Origin of the sequence: Listeria goaensis, assembly GCF_900186125.1 — a bacterium.
Lineage (GTDB): Bacteria > Bacillota > Bacilli > Lactobacillales > Listeriaceae > Listeria > Listeria goaensis.
Genome location: NZ_FYBQ01000001.1, coordinates 57,699 through 75,011 on the forward strand (window position 1 = coordinate 57,699; position 17,313 = coordinate 75,011).

The following is a 17,313-nucleotide window of genomic DNA, read 5'->3' on the forward strand; positions in this document are numbered from 1 at the left end:
CTTACAAGCCTCGATTTAATTATATAATAAAGTCCATCATTATGGGAAAGATTAACCATTCTTTTTTAATAAAATCGGTGTAAACTAAGTACTTGTATATTAATTCAAAAGGATGTGTTCGCACTTGGACAGCTTAAAATGGATTTGGACATATGTGAGGCCTTATCGTACGCGCTTGTTAATTGCTTTTATTCTTATACTTCTTGCTTCGCTTATTAGCGTTCTTTATCCATTGCTTGGCGGTAAGGTGATTGACTTGGTCGTTTATCAGCACAAGACTTCTTTGCTCATTCCGATTTTGCTTATTATGATTATAAGTACCTTTATTCGAACTGTTTTTCGCTATAGTTATCAAATTTTGTTCGAACGGATTGGACAAAACGGATTATATCAAATTCGTGAAGACCTTTACCAAAAATTGCAAGCGCTTGATTTTGACTTTTTCAATCACACTCGTGTTGGGGATATTATGGCGCGAATGACAGGGGATACAGATGCGATTCGGCATTTCGTTTCTTGGGTTGTTTATAATATTTTGGAAAATTTATTCCTGTTTATTTTTGCGATTGGCATCATGCTGACTATTGATTGGAAATTAACACTTACTCTCGTACTACTAACACCATTTATAGCGATTCTTACCATTTTGATGTCTAAAAAGGCACAACCCGCTTTTTATGAAATTAGGGAAAGTTTTTCGCGCCTTAATTCCATGGTGGAGGAAAATATTAGTGGAAATCGTGTTGTAAAAGCCTTCGCACGGGAAGACTACGAGATGCAAAAATTTCATAAGCACAATCTTGATTTTAAAAAGCGTAACTTAGATTCTGCGGAAGTTTCTAAGAAATATTTACCAGTGCTTGATTCATTAGCAGGTATGTTAACCATTATTACACTTATTCTAGGTGGCTACTTAGTGATGAAAGGGCAAATGTCACTTGGCGATTTAGTCGCATTTAATGGCTTCTTATGGATGCTGAACGGGCCGATGCGAATGAGTGGTTGGTTAATCAATGACGCGCAGCGTTTTATCGCCTCTTCTTTTAAAATTCGGGACATGCTAAAAGCAGAAGCGAAAATTCCACTACGCGCTGAAAAATTGCCACATACGATTGAAGGGTATGTTGAATTCAAAAATGTTTCTTTTCATTTTGAAGATGATCCAACAACCGAGGTATTAAAAAATGTTTCTTTTCAAGTTAAACCAGGGCAAACGATTGCGATTTTAGGGGAAACCGGAGCAGGTAAGTCAACGCTCGTCAATTTAATTTGCCGCTTCTATGACCCAACTTCTGGGCAAGTGCTAATCGATGGTGTCGATGCAAGAGAATGGCATGTGCGCGAGCTTAGACAGCATATTGCAACTGTGATGCAAGATATTTTCCTGTTTTCGGATACGATTGAGGGCAATATCGCGTTTGGCGCACCAGATGCTTCAATGGAAGATATTCGGCGGATGGCGCGTATTGCTGATGCGGATCATTTTATTGAAACGATGCCGGAAAGTTATGACACAATAGTTGGTGAGCGCGGTGTTGGTTTATCGGGTGGACAGAAACAGCGGATTTCGCTTGCGCGAGCTTTATTGAAGCAGCCTTCTATTTTAATTTTGGATGATACAACTTCTGCAGTGGATATGGAAACAGAAGTAAAAATTCAAGATGAGTTAAAAAAAGTGACGCATAAAACGACGACGTTTATTATTGCGCACCGAATTTCTTCGGTAAAAGATGCGGATGAAATTTTGATTCTCCGCCGCGGAGAAGTGATTGAACGTGGAAATCACGCGGAGTTACTTGAGAAGCAAGGATACTACTATGAAATTTATCATAAGCAACTTGGAACGGAGGTGAGCGGCGATGGCACGGAATAAATTTGATGTTGATGAGGAACTAGAAGAGGGCTTCAATGCGGCGCACTTAAAACGCATTTTTGTCTATATTAAACCTTACCAGAAGCCGATTTATTTGACGTTATTTGTCATTTTACTAGCGAACATTGCGCAAATGGCGGGTCCTTATTTAACTAAAATTGTCATTGATGATACGATTCCGAATCAAGATTATACTCAGCTATTTTGGATTGCCGTCATTTTCATTCTTTCGGTTGTCATTACTGGACTGTGTATGCGGTACCGAACTTATTCAATTACGGTTATCGGGCAAGACATTTTAAAGGATATGCGAACGGCGATTTTTAGTCATTTGCAGAAGCTACCATTTTCATATTTTGATAGTCGCCCACACGGCAAGATTTTAATTCGCGTCGTCAATTATATTAATATGCTGAGTGACCTATTATCAAATGGATTAATTAATCTTATTTCAGATATTTTAAGCGTGATTGTGACACTTGGTTTTATGTTTGCTATTGATCCTGTGCTAACGCTTTATAGTTTAGCGCTTGTGCCCGTTTTACTTATTATCGTGTTAGTCATCAAAACGGCTCAACGCAAGGCATACCAAGTTTTAAGCAATAAAACATCAAATATGAACGCCTATATTCATGAAAGTATTGCGGGTATTAAAGTCACACAAAGTTTTGCGCGTGAAGAAAAGAATTTTGAAATTTTTAGCGATGTGAGCGATGCTTACCGGGAGTCGTGGATGAAGGCTGTTAAAATCCAGTTTTTACTTTGGCCGGGTGTGCAAAATATTGCGGTAATGACGACTTGTTTGATTTACTTTGTCGGCATAAGAGGGCTAGGCGTAGATGTTTCAACAGGGACACTAATTGCCTTTGTCGGCTATGTTGGGAATTTTTGGAATCCGGTAATTAATATCGGGAATTTCTATAATGCGTTAATTACAGCAACGACCTATCTTGAGCGGATTTTTGAAACGCTTGATGTAAAACCGGATATTCAAGATTTGCCGCACGCTGCGAAAATGCGTCCAATTAAAGGGAATGTTGATTTTAATAGAGTCTTTTTCCGCTATGAAAAAAATCATGATATCCTAAAAGGAATTGATTTTCATGTGAAAGCCGGCGAATCGATTGCGCTTGTTGGGCCAACGGGGGCTGGGAAAACGACGGTCATCAATTTGCTGAGCCGCTTTTATGATGTGAATGAAGGGGAAATTGCTATTGATGGGCAGAACATTCGTGATGTGACACTTCATTCGCTGCGCAGTCAAATGGGGGTCATGCTGCAAGATACCTTTATTTTTTCCGGGACGATTATTGAGAATATTCGTTACGGGAAGCTAGATGCAACGGAAGAAGAGGTCATTCAGGCGGCGAAAATCGTTCGGGCACATGATTTTATTAAGGATTTAAAAGACGGGTATCATACGGAGGTTAAAGAGCGTGGTAGCACGCTTTCGGCTGGACAGCGGCAACTCATTTCGTTTGCGCGAACGCTTCTTGCGGATCCGAAGATTTTAATTTTAGACGAGGCGACTTCAAGCATTGATACTAAAACGGAAATTTTATTACAAGAGGGACTTGAACGTTTGTTAGAAGGACGGACCTCATTTATTATCGCGCACCGGATTTCTACGATTAAAAATAGTTCGCGAATTTTCTATATTGACAATGGGCTCGTTCAGGAGGCTGGTAGTCATGATGAACTCATGGCGCAAAAAGGCTATTACTACAATTTGTATCAGGCGCAATTTGATTTATTGAATGCGCTCTAGAAAAGTCGCATGGAATCGAAAAAGATTTCATGCGACTTTATTTTGCGAAGTCCTTTTCGGAAAAATTCACAAATTGATGTTACAATAGTGATGGAAATCAGATTGTGAAAAATTTTGAATTTGTGTGAACTAAAACGTATCAGTCTGAAATATCATGTAAAGAAGGTGTGATTGATGGAAAATGAACATAGTCATCACCATGATTTGCATAAGGAAGATTCGGAGCATATGCACGATAAACATGCGGGGCATCATACGGGGGATTTTAAGAAGAAGTTTATTATTTCGCTCTTTTTGACAGTCCCACTTGTCGTGCTTTCTGCTGCTGTGCAAGATATTTTTGGCTATCAATTGACATTTCCCGGGACGGAATTTGTGCAGCTTATTCTCGCATCCATTTTGTATTTTTACTGCGGTTTACCGTTTTTAAAAGGGGCCGTCTCGGAAGTGAAAGACCATGCAATTGGCATGATGAGCTTAATTAGTGTCGCCATTTCAGTTGCTTATTTTTACAGTGTAGCAACGGTTTTCGGTTTTCATGGCATGGATTTCTTTTGGGAATTAGGTACGCTGATTTCCATCATGCTGCTTGGGCACTGGCTTGAGATGCGTTCGATTATGGGGGCGTCAAAAGCGCTTGAAGCTCTTGCAGGACTTTTGCCGAAACAGGCAATTAAACTGGTGGACGGGAAACAGGTGGAGGTAGACATTAGCGATATTCAGCCAGGCGACAAGGTGCTCGTGCGTGCAAATGATAAAATCCCGACAGACGGTGAAATTGAAAGTGGTAGCACGCATATTGATGAGTCGATGCTGACGGGGGAATCACGGCCGGTCAAGCGCGTGACGGGAGACCAGGTGATTGGCGGCTCGATTAACGGAAGTGGCACGATAACGCTTCGTGTGACGGGAGTCGGGGCGGAATCTTATTTGCAGACGGTCATTGATATTGTGCAAAAAGCGCAAAACGCCAAATCAAAAACGCAAAATCTAGCGGACCGTGCAGCCAAATGGCTAACTTATATCTCACTAGCAGCGGGTTTTTCAACTTTAATTGTCTGGCTGGCTTTAGGGCGGGAACCGTCGTTTGCGATTATGATGATGGTTGGCGTCATGGTTATTGCCTGTCCGCATGCTCTTGGACTCGCGATTCCGCTCGTGGCCTCTAACTCGATTTCGAAAGTGGCAGCGAACGGCGTCTTAATCCGCAACCGGACGGCATTTGAAAATAGTAGCAAAATGACAACAGTTGTTTTTGATAAAACGGGTACGCTGACAATCGGGAATTTTACGGTTGTTCAGGTCGTGAGCTTTAAAAGCGATTATTCGGAGGAACAAGTCCTTCAGCGCGTTGTTTCCCTCGAGCAGTTTTCAGAACACCCAATTGCAAGCGCGATTACAAATTACGGCAAGGAGCATGAGGTGCGGAAGCACGATGTTACTGGTTTTGAAGCTTTAACTGCAAAAGGGGTTAGTGGCTTGATTGACGGCGAAAAGCATGCGGTGCTTAGTCCAAAGGCGCTGGCAGATTTTGATTTGAAGCCGCTTAAAACGGAAGATGCTGCGGCGCGAACGGTTGTGTATTTGGTCATCGCAGGCGAGCTGATTGGGCAAGTTGAGCTGGCTGATGAGGTTCGGCCGGAATCGAAGCAAGCGGTGAAAGATTTGCAGGCAAACGGGATTCGTGTTTTTATGGCTACAGGAGATAATGAAGCGGTCGCGAAACATGTGAGCGATGAACTTGGACTTAATGGCTACTTTGCGGAACTTCAACCGGAAGAAAAACTCCAAATTTTAACGGAACTCCAAGAAAAAGGGGAGTACGTAGCGATGGTTGGCGATGGTGTCAATGATGCCCCAGCCCTAGCAACAGCGAGTGTTGGCATCGCAATTGGGAGCGGAACGGAAGTCGCAAATGAAGCGGCAGATATTATTTTAATCCAAAACAATCCAGAAGATGTGTTCAAGGTGATTCATTGGGGAAAATTAACGAAACGTAAAATGGTGCAAAACTTGGCTTGGGCAACGCTTTATAACGTGATTGCCATTCCAGTTGCGGCAGGCGTTTTATACCCGTTCATTTTACCGCCCGCAATTAGTGCGGCGATTATGTCGCTAAGTACGATTATTGTGGCGATTAATGCGCAACTTTTGCTGAAGCAAATTAAATAAACGCCACCGGGCAAGAGCCCGGTGGCGTTTTTCTATACATAAAACAAAATACAGAAATACATAAAGGTTGTGCCAGCGATGACAAATAGGTGCCAAATCGCATGCATGTACGGGATTTTTGGAAAGCTGTAAAGCACAGCGCCAATCGTGAACATGATGCCGCCAGTAGCGAGAAGCCAAAAACCAGTTGCACTAAGGCCGGAATAAAGCGGCTTAATGCCGATTAAAACGAGCCACCCCATGATGACATAAACGATGGTTGACAGAACCCGCCATTTTTCCAAAAAGAAGATTTTGTACGTAATGCCGAGAAGCGCAAGCCCCCAGACAATGCCGAAGAGCGTCCAGCCGAGTGCGCCCTCTAAGGTGATTAAAACGAACGGTGTGTAGGTGCCAGCGATTAGTAAGTAGATGGATGCGTGATCCATAATGTTGAAAATTTTGCGCGCTTTGCATGGCTTAAAACTGTGCAGTAGTGTGGAGCAAAGATAAAGAACCATAAGCGAGATGCCGTAAATGAGAAAGCTGGTTAAATAGAGAGGATCATTTTTCGTTACGCCATATAGGACGAGTAAAATAAAGGCTGGAATGCTAAGTAAAAAGCCGATACCGTGCGTGATGGCGTTCGCGAGTTCTTCTTTAAAATTATAGGAAATCGTGTTCATTTTATCACCAAACTTTTCTTTTGTAATATCTTTATCTTACGGCAAAAATGTTAGAATGAAAAGAGTTTTCTGAGATTTTCCTAATATGACTATCCTAATAGCCAATTGAACGTTATAATAGGGAGTATCAAGCGAAAATTGGATGTGATGAAAGTATGAGGAAAATAAAAATTATTACGGACTCTACAGCATGTATTTCAGTTGAAGAACAAAACGAGTGGGGAATTGCAGTTTTACCGTTGTCTGTAGAGGTTGACGGGAAAATATATAATCCGCTAACCGATTTAACACCGGAAGCTTTTATGGATTTAATGAGTTCGTCAAAAAGTTTACCAAAATCTTCTCAACCCGCAATTGGGAATTTCGTTGAGATGTATGAAAAATATATTGCTGAAGGTTACGATATTTTATCCATTCATTTAACGGAAAAATTAAGTGGAACGGTGAATACGGCTAGACAAGCTGCCGAAATGGTTGAAGGAAATGTGACCGTTGTTGATACGGATTATATCGCAAGAGGCCAAGCTTTCCAAGTGCTTGAGGCAGCTAAATTGGCGAAATCTGGCGATGCTTCGGTTCAGGAAATTACGGCGCGCATGACGGAAATTCGGTCGAAAACGAAACTTTATATTGTCGTTGTGACGCTTGAAAACCTTATTAAAGGTGGGCGCGTCGGGAAAGTGCAAGGGATTTTAGGTAGTCTGTTAAACATTAAATTGATTGCGCGTTTAAAAAATGGCCAGCTAGAAGAAGAGGCTAAATTACGAAGCAACAAAAAAATCATGTCGTATTTATTTGATGTGATTAAAACGGAGTCGAAAAAAATTGTCGAGCTGGATATTGAACATGCGAATGGTCTTAAAATGGCCGAGGAGTTCAAAGCGCAGGCGATGGAAATATTACAGCTTAGCAAAATGCCGATTTTTAATGCCGACCCAGTTGTGGCAACGCATGCAGGAAACGGCGCTTTTGCAGTTATGTACTATACTGAATGAAGTGAGTGAATAAGATAGATGAAGAAAAAATGGATTTGGCTTTTAGTCGCCGTATTTGTCATTGTTGCGGGGATTCTAGGCGGATTTTATTTGAAAGATTATATGGAGCAAAAAAGGATTGCGGAACAGACGCCAATTCGATTGCTCGCGATGGGCGATTCCTTGACGGAGGGCATTGGCGATGAAGAGAAAAATGGCGGCTATGTCGGGATTTTAGAGCGAGAACTGAAACAAAATGAGGATGTCAGAAGCGTCAAAACGTATAATTATGGCGTTTCGGGCAACCGAATTGATCAGCTTTTAAAACGTTTGGATGAAAATGAGGATTTCCGTTCCGATTTAAAAAAGGCGAATGTCGTCACAATTACAATCGGGGGAAATGATGTCATGAAAATCCTCAAGTCGCGCTTACTTGAAGCACAAGTAAGTGATTTTACGAAAGCGGAAAAAAATTTCCAAAAGCAATTAGTCACCCTCTTTTCAGAAATCCGTGCCTTAAATCCAGATGCGCCTGTTTTTTTAGTGGGGATTTATAATCCGTACACCACATATTTCAGCCAAATTAAACAACTGGATACGATTATTTCGAGTTGGAATAAAGGGTCTGAAAAAATTGTTGCAGACGAACAAGACGTTATTTTTGTGCCAGTTGCGAATGTTATTGAAAATCGCGAAAAGAAAAATATGGACAAGCCGAACCCGCTACTTTCGGGTGATTATTTCCATCCGAATCATGAAGGCTATGAAAAGATGGCGGCTGAGCTTTATGGAAGCATAAATCAAGCGATACAAGACGGGGAAATTCCAAAATAAGAAAGGTGATTGGTTTGGAGCGGAGCAAGCGAAATAATGAAACGAAAGCGGATTTAAAGCGGCAAATAAATTATTGGAAAATCATTTGTTTGGCGTTATTACTTCTTATTGGCGGATTTTTCATTTGGATTTATTTGTCGATTTTCGTTTTAAGTCCTACTGAATCTGGTGGGCCGGCTTTAATTAGCAATAAAAAGAATGTGGAGTTTCAAACGAGTACGACGAAAGCGGATTTAAATAAGCTGATTGCGACGTACATTGATGATTTTACGAATGATGATGATATTGGCTATGACGTTTATGTTGGCAACACGGTGACTTTCCAAGCGGAAGCGGAACTGTTTAATGAACCGATCCAGCTGACACTTAATTTTTCCCCAAAAGTAGTGGACGATGGAAATGTGCTACTCACGCTTAAAAGTATGTCGGTTGGTGCGCTGCCGCTGCCGGTTTCTTCTGTGATGAGTTTTGTGAACAAGGAATATAAATTCCCTGATTGGGTGACGGTGATTCCGAAAAAGAAAACAATCTATCTTGCACTCGATCGTTTAAAATTAAAAGGGGATACGAAAGTTCGTGTCGATGCGCTAAATTTGAAGAAAGATGATATTTCGTTTACACTTTTAGTACCAGTGAAATAGTTTTTTTGGTAGGAAGGGTGATAATTTTGACGGAAAAACATTTAGAAAAAGCGACATTTGCAGGCGGTTGTTTTTGGTGTATGGTGAAGCCTTTTGACACACAACCGGGCATTTTGAAAGTTGTATCGGGATATACGGGAGGGTTTACGGAAAATCCAACGTATGAGGAAGTTTGTAGCGGTAAGACGGGACATGCGGAAGCGGTTGAAATTACGTTTGATCCAGAAGTTTTTCCTTATGATAAATTAGTCGAGGTTTACTGGCAGCAAACGGATCCAACTGATGCGACTGGCCAATTTGTTGACCGCGGCGATTCCTACCGGCCAGCAATTTTTTACCATAATGCTGAACAAAAGGCTATTGCCGAAAAATCAAAACTAGCTTTAGACAAAAGTGGTCGTTTTAAAAAACCGATTGTAACGGAAATTGTACCGGCTGAAACGTTTTATCCGGCAGAGGACTACCATCAAGATTTTTATAAAAAAGATGCGCGTCATTATAAGGGCTACCGAAATGCATCTGGCCGTGATCAGTTTATTCAGTCACACTGGGAAGGGTGATACGCTATGAATAATGAGAAAAAACAAGCAAGGCTACGCGAACTCACGGATTTACAATATAAAGTGACGCAAGAAAGCGCAACGGAGCGCCCGTTTGAAAATGAATTTTACAATCATTTTGGTGAAGGTATTTACGTGGATATCGTATCTGGAAAGCCGCTTTTTTCTTCCAAAGATCAATATGATGCGGGTTGCGGCTGGCCGAGCTTCACAAAGCCAATTGATGCGGCAGAAATCGCAGAAGAATTTGATGCGAGTCACGGCATGCGACGGACAGAAGTTCGTTCAAAAGAAGCCGACTCCCATTTAGGACACGTGTTTACAGATGGACCACGGGAAAGTGGTGGTTTGCGCTACTGCATTAATTCAGCAGCGCTTCGCTTTGTACCACGAAGTGACTTGGAAAAAGAAGGTTATGCAGAATATCAAAAACTGTTTGAATAAATCAGGAGGCTCTTTGGACATTCTAAAGGGCCTTCTTTTAAAGGAGAGTGCTAGAATGAAAGTCGCAATTATTGGGTTAGGTGGGATTGCACAAAAGGCGTATTTGCCAGTTTTTGCAGAAATGGAAAATGTTGAAATTCATCTTTATACAAGAAATTCGTTGAAATTGAAACAGCTTAGCGATAAATATCGCTTTCCATATATTCATCAGTCGATTGATTCGCTCATTGAAGCGGGTATTGAAGCCGCATTTGTACATAGTTCAACGGCAAGTCATCCAGAAATCGTGCGCCAACTTTTAGACAATCAGATTTCTGTATATGTTGATAAACCGATTTCGGATAATATCGAGGAAACGCGCGCATTGACAGCACTTGCAAAAGAAAAAAAGACGCTGTTTATGACGGGCTTCAATCGCCGCTTTGTGCCGTTTTATCAAACGCTTAAAGAGCTTCCAGATGCCAATATGATTGTCATTCAAAAAAATCGCCCGAACCAACCAGGTGAGGCGCGAACGTTCATTTATGACGATTTCATTCATGTTATCGATTCGGTTCGTTTTCTTTTAGGGGAAAAAATTCAGGATTTTGATGTCTACGGTACGTTTGACGGAGACTTATTAGCGAGTGTAACGGTACAATTCAAGGGCGAAACGAAAAACGCAACGGCCATCATGAACCGAAATAGCGGTGTCAGCGAAGAAAAAGCTGAATTGATGACGAAAAACGGAAAATGGACCGTCGCCAATTTGACGGAACTAACGATTCAAACCGGCATCGAAACGCGCCTAGTGCGCCATGCAGATTGGGAAGGAACGCTCGCAAAACGCGGCTTCGTACCGATTATCCATGCCTTTTTAGATGCTGTCAGAAGCGGTGCGGCAGAACCAATTTCAAAAGATGACGCACTAGAAACCCACGAAATTTGTGAAGCAATCTTGAAAAAGCTATCTGAGCGCTGATTTCATCATTTTTACAATTTAGCTTTACCTTTTCGCGAAAATCCTCTATAGTAAAAGTTGAAAAACAAGATGGAGGGAACGAATTTGGGACGATCTTTTTACCATTTTTTAATGACTTATCGGGATCCAGTAAAGCAGGACGCAAAAACAAATTTTGCGAATGCGGCTTATAAAGATCATAGTTTTCCAAAACAAGCGAAAAATTATCATACTTTAAGTGATTATTTAGAGTTAAATGCGCCTTATTTAAATGGTATGGCGACTTTTGATGAACTTTGGGACGAGTACTTGTTAGACGAAGAAAAAAACCGCTAAGGAGGAAAGTAAGATGAGTGTACATATTGCAGCAAAACAAGGTGAAATTGCCGAAAGTATTTTATTGCCAGGAGATCCTTTACGTGCGAAACATATTGCGGAGCGCTTTCTTGAAAAGCCAGTTTTATTTAATGATGTTCGCGGGATGCTTGGTTTTACAGGAACTTATCAAGGGCAAAAAGTGTCCGTCATGGGAACAGGAATGGGTGTACCGTCGATATCGATTTATGTGAATGAGCTCATTCAAAGTTATGACGTGCAAAATTTAATTCGTGTTGGTACAATGGGCGGCATGCAAAAAGACGTCAAAGTACGTGATGTAGTCATTGCTCAAGCGGCTTCTACTGATTCACAAATTAATCGCAATACGTTTGACGGTGTTGATTTTGCACCTGTTGCAGATTTTAGCTTACTAAAAAAAGCGTATGACGCAGGTGTTGAAAAAGGCTTATCAATTAAAGTTGGCAATGTCTTTTCATCTGACCGTTTCTACAATGATGAGCTTGATAAACAAAAATTAGCGGATTATGGTGTGCTTGGGATTGAAATGGAAGCCGCTGCACTTTATACGCTAGCTCAAAAATACAATCGTCGTGCGTTAGCAATTTTAACCGTTAGCGATCATATTTTTACTGGGGAAGAAACAACGGCATTAGAACGCCAAACGACTTTCGATGATATGATTGAAGTGGCGCTTTCCGCTACACGCTAAAACGAAATTTAGAACTTAAAAAGCTGATGGGGGCATTGTGCAGTTATTCAGAAAGGTTGATCATTTCACATGAATACAATTATTGGCATAGCGCTTGCGATTTGTGTGTCCATCGTACAAACTGTTCATGATGTTGATTCGCAAAAGCAAGTAAATGCACCGACAAACGAAGTTACACAAAATACGGAACTGCAAAAATTAAAAAAAGATCCACTTTATCCGTTTATTGATAAGCAAAATCAGACAAAAGTGGAAAATGGCATTACGTATATTGAAAATGAAGATAATCTTTTAATTTTAGCGAATAAGAAATACTCGATGCAACCAACGTACGCACCAGCCGACTTAGTCGTGCCTGATGTCGCTTTCTCATTCGGAGATACTTCTATTGAAAAAGCGCATATGCGAAAAGAGGCAGCGGAAGGTCTTTCGAAAATGTTCCAAGGAGCAAAAGAGGCTGGGTACGATTTATATGCCGTATCGGGGTATCGTTCTTATAAACGCCAACAAGAAGTTTTCCAAGCCGAAGTAAATGCGAAAGGTGATGCTAAGGCGCGCGAGGCTGTGGCTTATCCGGGAACTAGCGAACATCAAACGGGGCTCGCGATGGATATTTCATCTAAAAGCGCGGATTTCAATTTAAGCGAAGGCTTTGGCGCCACACCAGAAGGCAAGTGGGCGAAAGAAAATGCGCATCAGTATGGATTTATTTTACGCTATCCAGCAGGCAAGGAAGCCATTACAGAATATCAATATGAGTCTTGGCATTTCCGTTATGTGGGTGTAGATGCGGCTAAAATTATTTACGAAAATAACTGGACGCTAGAAGAATTTTTTGACCACGTAGAAGCTTTGGATAAGGAAGTTCAGGCGGCTAGTGCGAAGTAGTTTTTTAGAATCATGATGTATCATGATTCTTTTTTTTTGAACAAAACACTTGCTTTTATACCTATAGGGGGTATAATAGTAATTGTAAATCGGAAAAGGAGGGGCTCGCATGAATATGGATAAACCAATTGTTCCGCGCGATTCGGAGGAAACAAAGCAAATTTTAAATCGATTAAAGCGCGTGGAAGGACAGATTCGTGGAATTCAACAAATGGTGCAAGATGATCGGTATTGTACGGATATTCTCGTGCAAATTTCGGCGGCGAATTCGGCGCTAAAAAAAGTTGGACTAGAAGTGCTTGAGCATCACACGAAGCACTGCGTGATGGACGCTGCAAGTCAGGGCGACGGCGAAGCAGTTTTGGATGATTTGGTCCAAACAATACGCCAATTTTCCAAAACGTAAAAGGAGTGTTTTAAATGGAGGAGAAATACATTCGGCAAGATTTAAATATATTTGGTATGACGTGTGCGGCCTGCTCGACGCGCGTTGAAAAATCATTAAATAAAGCAGATGGCGTTAAGCAGGCGAACGTCAATTTGGTAACGGAAAGCGCGGCGGTTTACTATGACCCAGACGTGATTTCGCCAGATGGTTTGATTGGGGTTGTCAAGCACGCAGGATATGATGCGAAAGAAAAAATGTCCAAAGCCGAAAAAGACGAAATTTTAGCGAAGAATTTCCAAAAAGAAGTTTGGCGTTTTGTCATTTCGGCGATTCTTTCGCTTCCGCTCTTACTTACGATGATTTCACATATTCCCGGGCTTGCTACGACAAGCTTTGCCCACACTGTGATGAACGTCATTAACCCGACAGTTCAACTCGTTTTAGCCAGCATTGTGCAGTTTATTATTGGTTATCGTTTTTATGACGGAGCTTACAAAGCACTTCGGGGGAAAAGCGCGAATATGGATGTTCTCGTCGTACTTGGAACGAGCGCAGCTTATTTTTACAGCCTTGTCGAGTATATTTTGCAAATGACAGGACAAACAGATATGCCGCATTATTATTTTGAAACGAGTGCGATTCTGATTACGCTCATTTTGCTTGGGAAACTACTCGAAAGCTATGCGACTTCACGCACGACGGAATCCATCGCAGGGTTACTAAAACTTCAATCGAAAGAAGCGAACGTGCTTCGCGACGGAAAAGAATGGAAGGTACCGCTTGAAGAGCTCCGCCTAGAGGATATTTTAGTCATTCGTCCGGGCGAAAAAATACCCATAGATGGTATTATTGTATCTGGCGAAACGAGTATCGACGAGTCAATGATTTCCGGAGAACCAGTCCCCGTGAATAAAAAAGCAGGCGACGACGTCATCGGTGGTACGGTGAATTTTGATGGTGCCTTGCAAGTTCGCGTAACGAAACGAATGGAAGAAACCGTCTTGCAATCAATTATTCGATTAGTAGAAGAGGCTCAAGGTGTGAAAGCTCCTATCCAAAGAATCGCCGATAAAATTTCAGGTATTTTTGTTCCCGTAGTTTTAGGCATCGCCCTTGTTGTTTTCATTACTTGGCTTTTAGTCGGCGGCGAATTGAGTCACGCGCTTGAAGTCGCTATCGCCGTGCTTGTCATCGCCTGTCCATGTGCGCTCGGCCTAGCGACTCCAACCGCCATTATGGCTGGAACTGGGAAAGGCGCTGAAAATGGTATTCTATTCAAAGGTGGAGAACATCTTGAACGAACTTCAAAAGTGGATACTATCATTTTCGATAAAACAGGCACACTTACAGAAGGCAAATTAAATGTAACAGATATTTTTAGTGTGGACGAACGCTTTCTAAAATATGCACTCGCAATTGAATCGCAAAATGAACATCCAATTGCTATGGCGATAAATCGGAAGCTGACAGAAGACGGTGTTCAAACGTCTGGCATTGAAATAGGCCGAGTTCGCGCGAAAGCGGGTCACGGGATGTCAAGCGTCATGGACGGTCAAAAAGTGGAGCTTGGTTCTTACCGGTACATTCAGGCGATAACGGAGCTCACAGAAGATGTCCGCCAGCAAGTTGAATCCTTTATGCAAGAAGGGAAAACGATTGTCTTGATGGCAATTGAAGGAACTTTTGCGGGAGCCTTTGCGCTATCTGATGTGGCACGTCCAGAAGCAGTTCAGGCAATTAAAAGCTTACAAGCACAAGGGATTAAAACTTTTGTTTCATCAGGAGATCAAACGGTTGTCGTTCAAAATATGGCCGAAGCACTCAAACTTGATGGATTTTTTGCAGAACAACTTCCTGGGGATAAAAGTGAGTTAGTTGTTAAACTACAAAATGAAGGTCATGTCGTAGCCTTTGTTGGCGATGGTATAAATGATGCCCCAGCTCTTGCCGCATCTGATGTAGGAATTAGCATCGGAACAGGTACCGACATAGCAATTGAAACTGGTGACGTAACGCTTGTTGGCCATCGTTTAACGCTCATTCCAGAAACCGTTGAGCTTAGCCGTGCTACGATGCGAAACATTCGACAAAACTTCTTTTGGGCGTTAGCCTATAATTGTGCCGGTATTCCAATTGCAGCCCTTGGGCTACTTGCCCCGTGGGTTGCAGGACTTGCCATGGCGTTTAGTTCCGTATCTGTTGTCAGTAACGCACTGCGACTAAAAAGATATAAATTTAAAAATTAGGAGGAGATTAGTATGGAAAAAGAAGTACTAGAAATTGAAGGAATGAGCTGCGATCATTGCAAAGCGCGCGTTGAAAAAGCGCTAGGAGAATTAGTTGGTGTTTCAGCAGCCACAGTTTCACTTGAAGAAGGAACTGCGACGGTTAGCTTTGATGCTAGCAAAGTAACCCAAACACAAATGGCGGAAGCTGTTGAAGAAGCAGGCTATGAAGTCGTTTAATCGCGAAGGAAATATAAAAAGCGCAATCTTTTTTGATTGCGCTTTTTATATTGTAAGCTTATTACAATTATTTCAATGGAAAAGGATACCATAAACGGGGAAAAACTGTTAAAATAAAAAAGTTAGGATAGTAAATGAAAGTTGCTATACATAAAGAAAGTGGTGAAGGTTGATGGATCAAAACCAACAACAAGATGAGAATAACTCGAAAAAACAGAAGCCAGGACATGGCTATATTAAAATAAAGACATTTCCATTTATTATGCTTTTATTTGCCTTTGTGTTCGTGACAGCGCTTGTTACAACGATTGTGATGTCACTTGGGGAAGATAAACAAGTAAAAGTTTCCATTCCAGAACGTAAAGAGTTTACAAAATTATATGAAGCGTACGACGAGATTACGAAAAACTTCTACCAAGACACGAATTCAGCAGATTTAGTTGATGGAGCGATTACAGGGATGATAAATTCGCTAGATGATCCCTACTCAACTTTTATGACAGAAAAAGAGTCGGAGGATTTCAATGATTCGATTAGCTCAAGCTTTGAAGGAATCGGTGCTGAAATTCAAGAGCAGGACGGAAACATCATGGTCGTTTCACCGATTAAAAATTCTCCAGCTGAAAAAGCGGGCATTAAACCAAAAGATATTATTTTAAAAGTAGACGGGAAATCAGTCAAAGGTGATACTGCCACAGAAGCAACGAAAAAAATCCGCGGGGAAAAAGGCACGAAAGTAACACTTACTATTCAACGCCCTGGTGTTGATAAGCCTTTTGATGTGGTAATCACGCGTGCAGAAATTCCGATTGAAACGGTTTATAAAGAAATGGGCGACGATAAAATTGCGCACGTCACCATCAGTACTTTCTCTGAGAATACATCTGAAGAACTTTTAAAAGCATTGAAATCACTTGATAAAGAAGGCATGAAAGGTCTTGTTATGGACCTGCGCGGAAATCCAGGCGGCTTGCTGGATCAAGCGGTAAGTATTGCTAGTATGTTCGTTCCAGATGGGAAAGTGGTTGTGCAAGAAGAGGACAAAGATGGCGAGAAAACAGCCATTACAGCAGACAGTTCAGCAAATGATGGCTATAAAGTAAAAGTGCCAACAACGATATTGATTGATAATGGTAGCGCAAGCGCATCGGAAATTTTAGCAGCAGCAGCGAGTGAATCAGGGGATATTCAAATCGTTGGTACGAAGTCCTTTGGAAAAGGCACGGTCCAAACAGCTAAAACTATCGAGGACGGGTCAACGATTAAACTAACCATTGCGAAGTGGCTCACACCAAACGGCACATGGATTCATAAAAAAGGAATTACGCCTGATAAGGTCATCAGCATGCCAGCTTATGCGACAGCAACAGTTCCGCCTAGCAGCGAGAAATATACAATCAATGATTTTGGCGACAATGTTAAGACCATTGAAGAACTCCTAAAAGCGCTTGGCTACAATGTTGGCGATGTTGATGGGCTTTACACAACCGAAACCGCCTATGCAGTGGAACGCTTCCAACGTGATAATGATTTAGAACAAACAGGCATTATGACTGGGAAAACGACGGACAAGTTAGTGGAGTTGATTCAAAAACAACTAAAGGAAAACGATCCGCAATTAAATGCCGCAAAAGCGATGACCAAATAAGAGAT

The 17,313-nt window shown here is 41.6% G+C and carries 17 protein-coding genes; 16 read left to right on the forward strand and 1 reads right to left on the reverse strand.

Features of this window, described 5'->3' with window-relative positions; translation table 11 throughout:
• The first annotated feature begins 124 nt into the window (after positions 1-124).
• From CFT42_RS00305 to CFT42_RS00315, 3 genes are all read left to right on the forward strand, one after another.
• The gene (locus CFT42_RS00305) at positions 125-1,873 is read left to right on the forward strand and encodes an ABC transporter ATP-binding protein (protein WP_088808607.1); all 1,749 of its coding nucleotides are present in this window, start codon (positions 125-127) and stop codon (positions 1,871-1,873) included.
• Complete coding sequence (locus CFT42_RS00310; RefSeq protein WP_088815125.1) at positions 1,860-3,641, forward strand: ABC transporter ATP-binding protein; 1,782 nt, start codon at positions 1,860-1,862, stop codon at positions 3,639-3,641. The genes CFT42_RS00305 and CFT42_RS00310 overlap by 14 nt, the downstream gene beginning before the upstream one ends.
• A gap of 174 nt (positions 3,642-3,815) precedes the next feature.
• Complete coding sequence (locus CFT42_RS00315) at positions 3,816-5,813, forward strand: heavy metal translocating P-type ATPase (RefSeq protein ID WP_088815126.1); 1,998 nt, start codon at positions 3,816-3,818, stop codon at positions 5,811-5,813.
• 32 nt (positions 5,814-5,845) lie between these two features.
• On the opposite strand, the gene trhA is transcribed toward CFT42_RS00315, so the two are convergent.
• Positions 5,846-6,478, reverse strand: a complete 633-nt coding sequence (gene trhA, locus CFT42_RS00320; RefSeq protein WP_088808610.1) for a PAQR family membrane homeostasis protein TrhA — start codon at positions 6,476-6,478, stop codon at positions 5,846-5,848.
• Positions 6,479-6,633: 155 nt separating this feature from the next.
• On the opposite strand from trhA, the gene CFT42_RS00325 reads away from it, so the two are divergent.
• The 13 genes from CFT42_RS00325 (at position 6,634) to CFT42_RS00385 (ending at position 17,308) form a co-directional block, all read left to right on the forward strand.
• Complete coding sequence (locus CFT42_RS00325; RefSeq protein WP_088808611.1) at positions 6,634-7,473, forward strand: DegV family protein; 840 nt, start codon at positions 6,634-6,636, stop codon at positions 7,471-7,473.
• Between the two features lie 18 nt (positions 7,474-7,491).
• Positions 7,492-8,286, forward strand: coding sequence for an SGNH/GDSL hydrolase family protein (locus CFT42_RS00330; protein WP_088815127.1), 795 nt, complete (start codon positions 7,492-7,494; stop codon positions 8,284-8,286).
• A gap of 14 nt (positions 8,287-8,300) precedes the next feature.
• Positions 8,301-8,927: a YpmS family protein gene (locus tag CFT42_RS00335; protein ID WP_088808613.1), complete on the forward strand. Its 627-nt coding sequence runs from the start codon at positions 8,301-8,303 to the stop codon at positions 8,925-8,927.
• Between the two features lie 26 nt (positions 8,928-8,953).
• Positions 8,954-9,487: a peptide-methionine (S)-S-oxide reductase MsrA gene (gene msrA, locus CFT42_RS00340; protein ID WP_088808614.1), complete on the forward strand. Its 534-nt coding sequence runs from the start codon at positions 8,954-8,956 to the stop codon at positions 9,485-9,487.
• Between the two features lie 6 nt (positions 9,488-9,493).
• On the forward strand, positions 9,494-9,931 hold the full coding sequence (msrB, locus tag CFT42_RS00345; protein WP_088808615.1) for a peptide-methionine (R)-S-oxide reductase MsrB: 438 nt from the start codon (positions 9,494-9,496) through the stop codon (positions 9,929-9,931).
• Between the two features lie 55 nt (positions 9,932-9,986).
• Complete coding sequence (locus CFT42_RS00350) at positions 9,987-10,892, forward strand: Gfo/Idh/MocA family protein (protein WP_088815128.1); 906 nt, start codon at positions 9,987-9,989, stop codon at positions 10,890-10,892.
• An 84-nt stretch (positions 10,893-10,976) separates the two neighbouring features.
• Complete coding sequence (locus CFT42_RS00355) at positions 10,977-11,207, forward strand: YozE family protein (RefSeq protein WP_088815129.1); 231 nt, start codon at positions 10,977-10,979, stop codon at positions 11,205-11,207.
• Positions 11,208-11,220: 13 nt separating this feature from the next.
• Entirely contained in the window at positions 11,221-11,919 is a 699-nt protein-coding gene (gene deoD / locus CFT42_RS00360) for a purine-nucleoside phosphorylase (protein ID WP_088808618.1), read from the forward strand.
• Between the two features lie 69 nt (positions 11,920-11,988).
• Positions 11,989-12,807 (forward strand): M15 family metallopeptidase, encoded by an 819-nt coding sequence (locus CFT42_RS00365; RefSeq protein ID WP_088808619.1) that lies wholly within the window; start codon positions 11,989-11,991, stop codon positions 12,805-12,807.
• A 109-nt stretch (positions 12,808-12,916) separates the two neighbouring features.
• A complete protein-coding gene (locus CFT42_RS00370) occupies positions 12,917-13,213 on the forward strand; it encodes a metal-sensing transcriptional repressor (protein WP_088808620.1) in 297 nt (98 codons plus the stop codon).
• 14 nt (positions 13,214-13,227) lie between these two features.
• Positions 13,228-15,441, forward strand: a complete 2,214-nt coding sequence (locus CFT42_RS00375) for a heavy metal translocating P-type ATPase (RefSeq protein ID WP_088815130.1) — start codon at positions 13,228-13,230, stop codon at positions 15,439-15,441.
• 12 nt (positions 15,442-15,453) lie between these two features.
• Positions 15,454-15,660: a copper ion binding protein gene (locus tag CFT42_RS00380; RefSeq protein ID WP_088808622.1), complete on the forward strand. Its 207-nt coding sequence runs from the start codon at positions 15,454-15,456 to the stop codon at positions 15,658-15,660.
• A 172-nt stretch (positions 15,661-15,832) separates the two neighbouring features.
• Positions 15,833-17,308 (forward strand): lmo1851 family serine protease, encoded by a 1,476-nt coding sequence (locus CFT42_RS00385; protein WP_088815131.1) that lies wholly within the window; start codon positions 15,833-15,835, stop codon positions 17,306-17,308.
• The last annotated feature ends 5 nt before the right edge of the window (positions 17,309-17,313 follow it).

Coding starts and splice junctions, on each gene's coding strand:
- CFT42_RS00310 (WP_088815125.1), top strand. CDS start 1,860: ATGGCACGGAATAAATTTGATGTTGATGAGGAACTAGAAGAGGGCTTC.
- CFT42_RS00315 (WP_088815126.1), top strand. CDS start 3,816: ATGGAAAATGAACATAGTCATCACCATGATTTGCATAAGGAAGATTCG.
- trhA (WP_088808610.1), bottom strand. CDS start 6,478: ATGAACACGATTTCCTATAATTTTAAAGAAGAACTCGCGAACGCCATC.
- CFT42_RS00325 (WP_088808611.1), top strand. CDS start 6,634: ATGAGGAAAATAAAAATTATTACGGACTCTACAGCATGTATTTCAGTT.
- CFT42_RS00330 (WP_088815127.1), top strand. CDS start 7,492: ATGAAGAAAAAATGGATTTGGCTTTTAGTCGCCGTATTTGTCATTGTT.
- msrB (WP_088808615.1), top strand. CDS start 9,494: ATGAATAATGAGAAAAAACAAGCAAGGCTACGCGAACTCACGGATTTA.
- CFT42_RS00350 (WP_088815128.1), top strand. CDS start 9,987: ATGAAAGTCGCAATTATTGGGTTAGGTGGGATTGCACAAAAGGCGTAT.
- deoD (WP_088808618.1), top strand. CDS start 11,221: ATGAGTGTACATATTGCAGCAAAACAAGGTGAAATTGCCGAAAGTATT.
- CFT42_RS00365 (WP_088808619.1), top strand. CDS start 11,989: ATGAATACAATTATTGGCATAGCGCTTGCGATTTGTGTGTCCATCGTA.
- CFT42_RS00370 (WP_088808620.1), top strand. CDS start 12,917: ATGAATATGGATAAACCAATTGTTCCGCGCGATTCGGAGGAAACAAAG.
- CFT42_RS00375 (WP_088815130.1), top strand. CDS start 13,228: ATGGAGGAGAAATACATTCGGCAAGATTTAAATATATTTGGTATGACG.
- CFT42_RS00380 (WP_088808622.1), top strand. CDS start 15,454: ATGGAAAAAGAAGTACTAGAAATTGAAGGAATGAGCTGCGATCATTGC.
- CFT42_RS00385 (WP_088815131.1), top strand. CDS start 15,833: ATGGATCAAAACCAACAACAAGATGAGAATAACTCGAAAAAACAGAAG.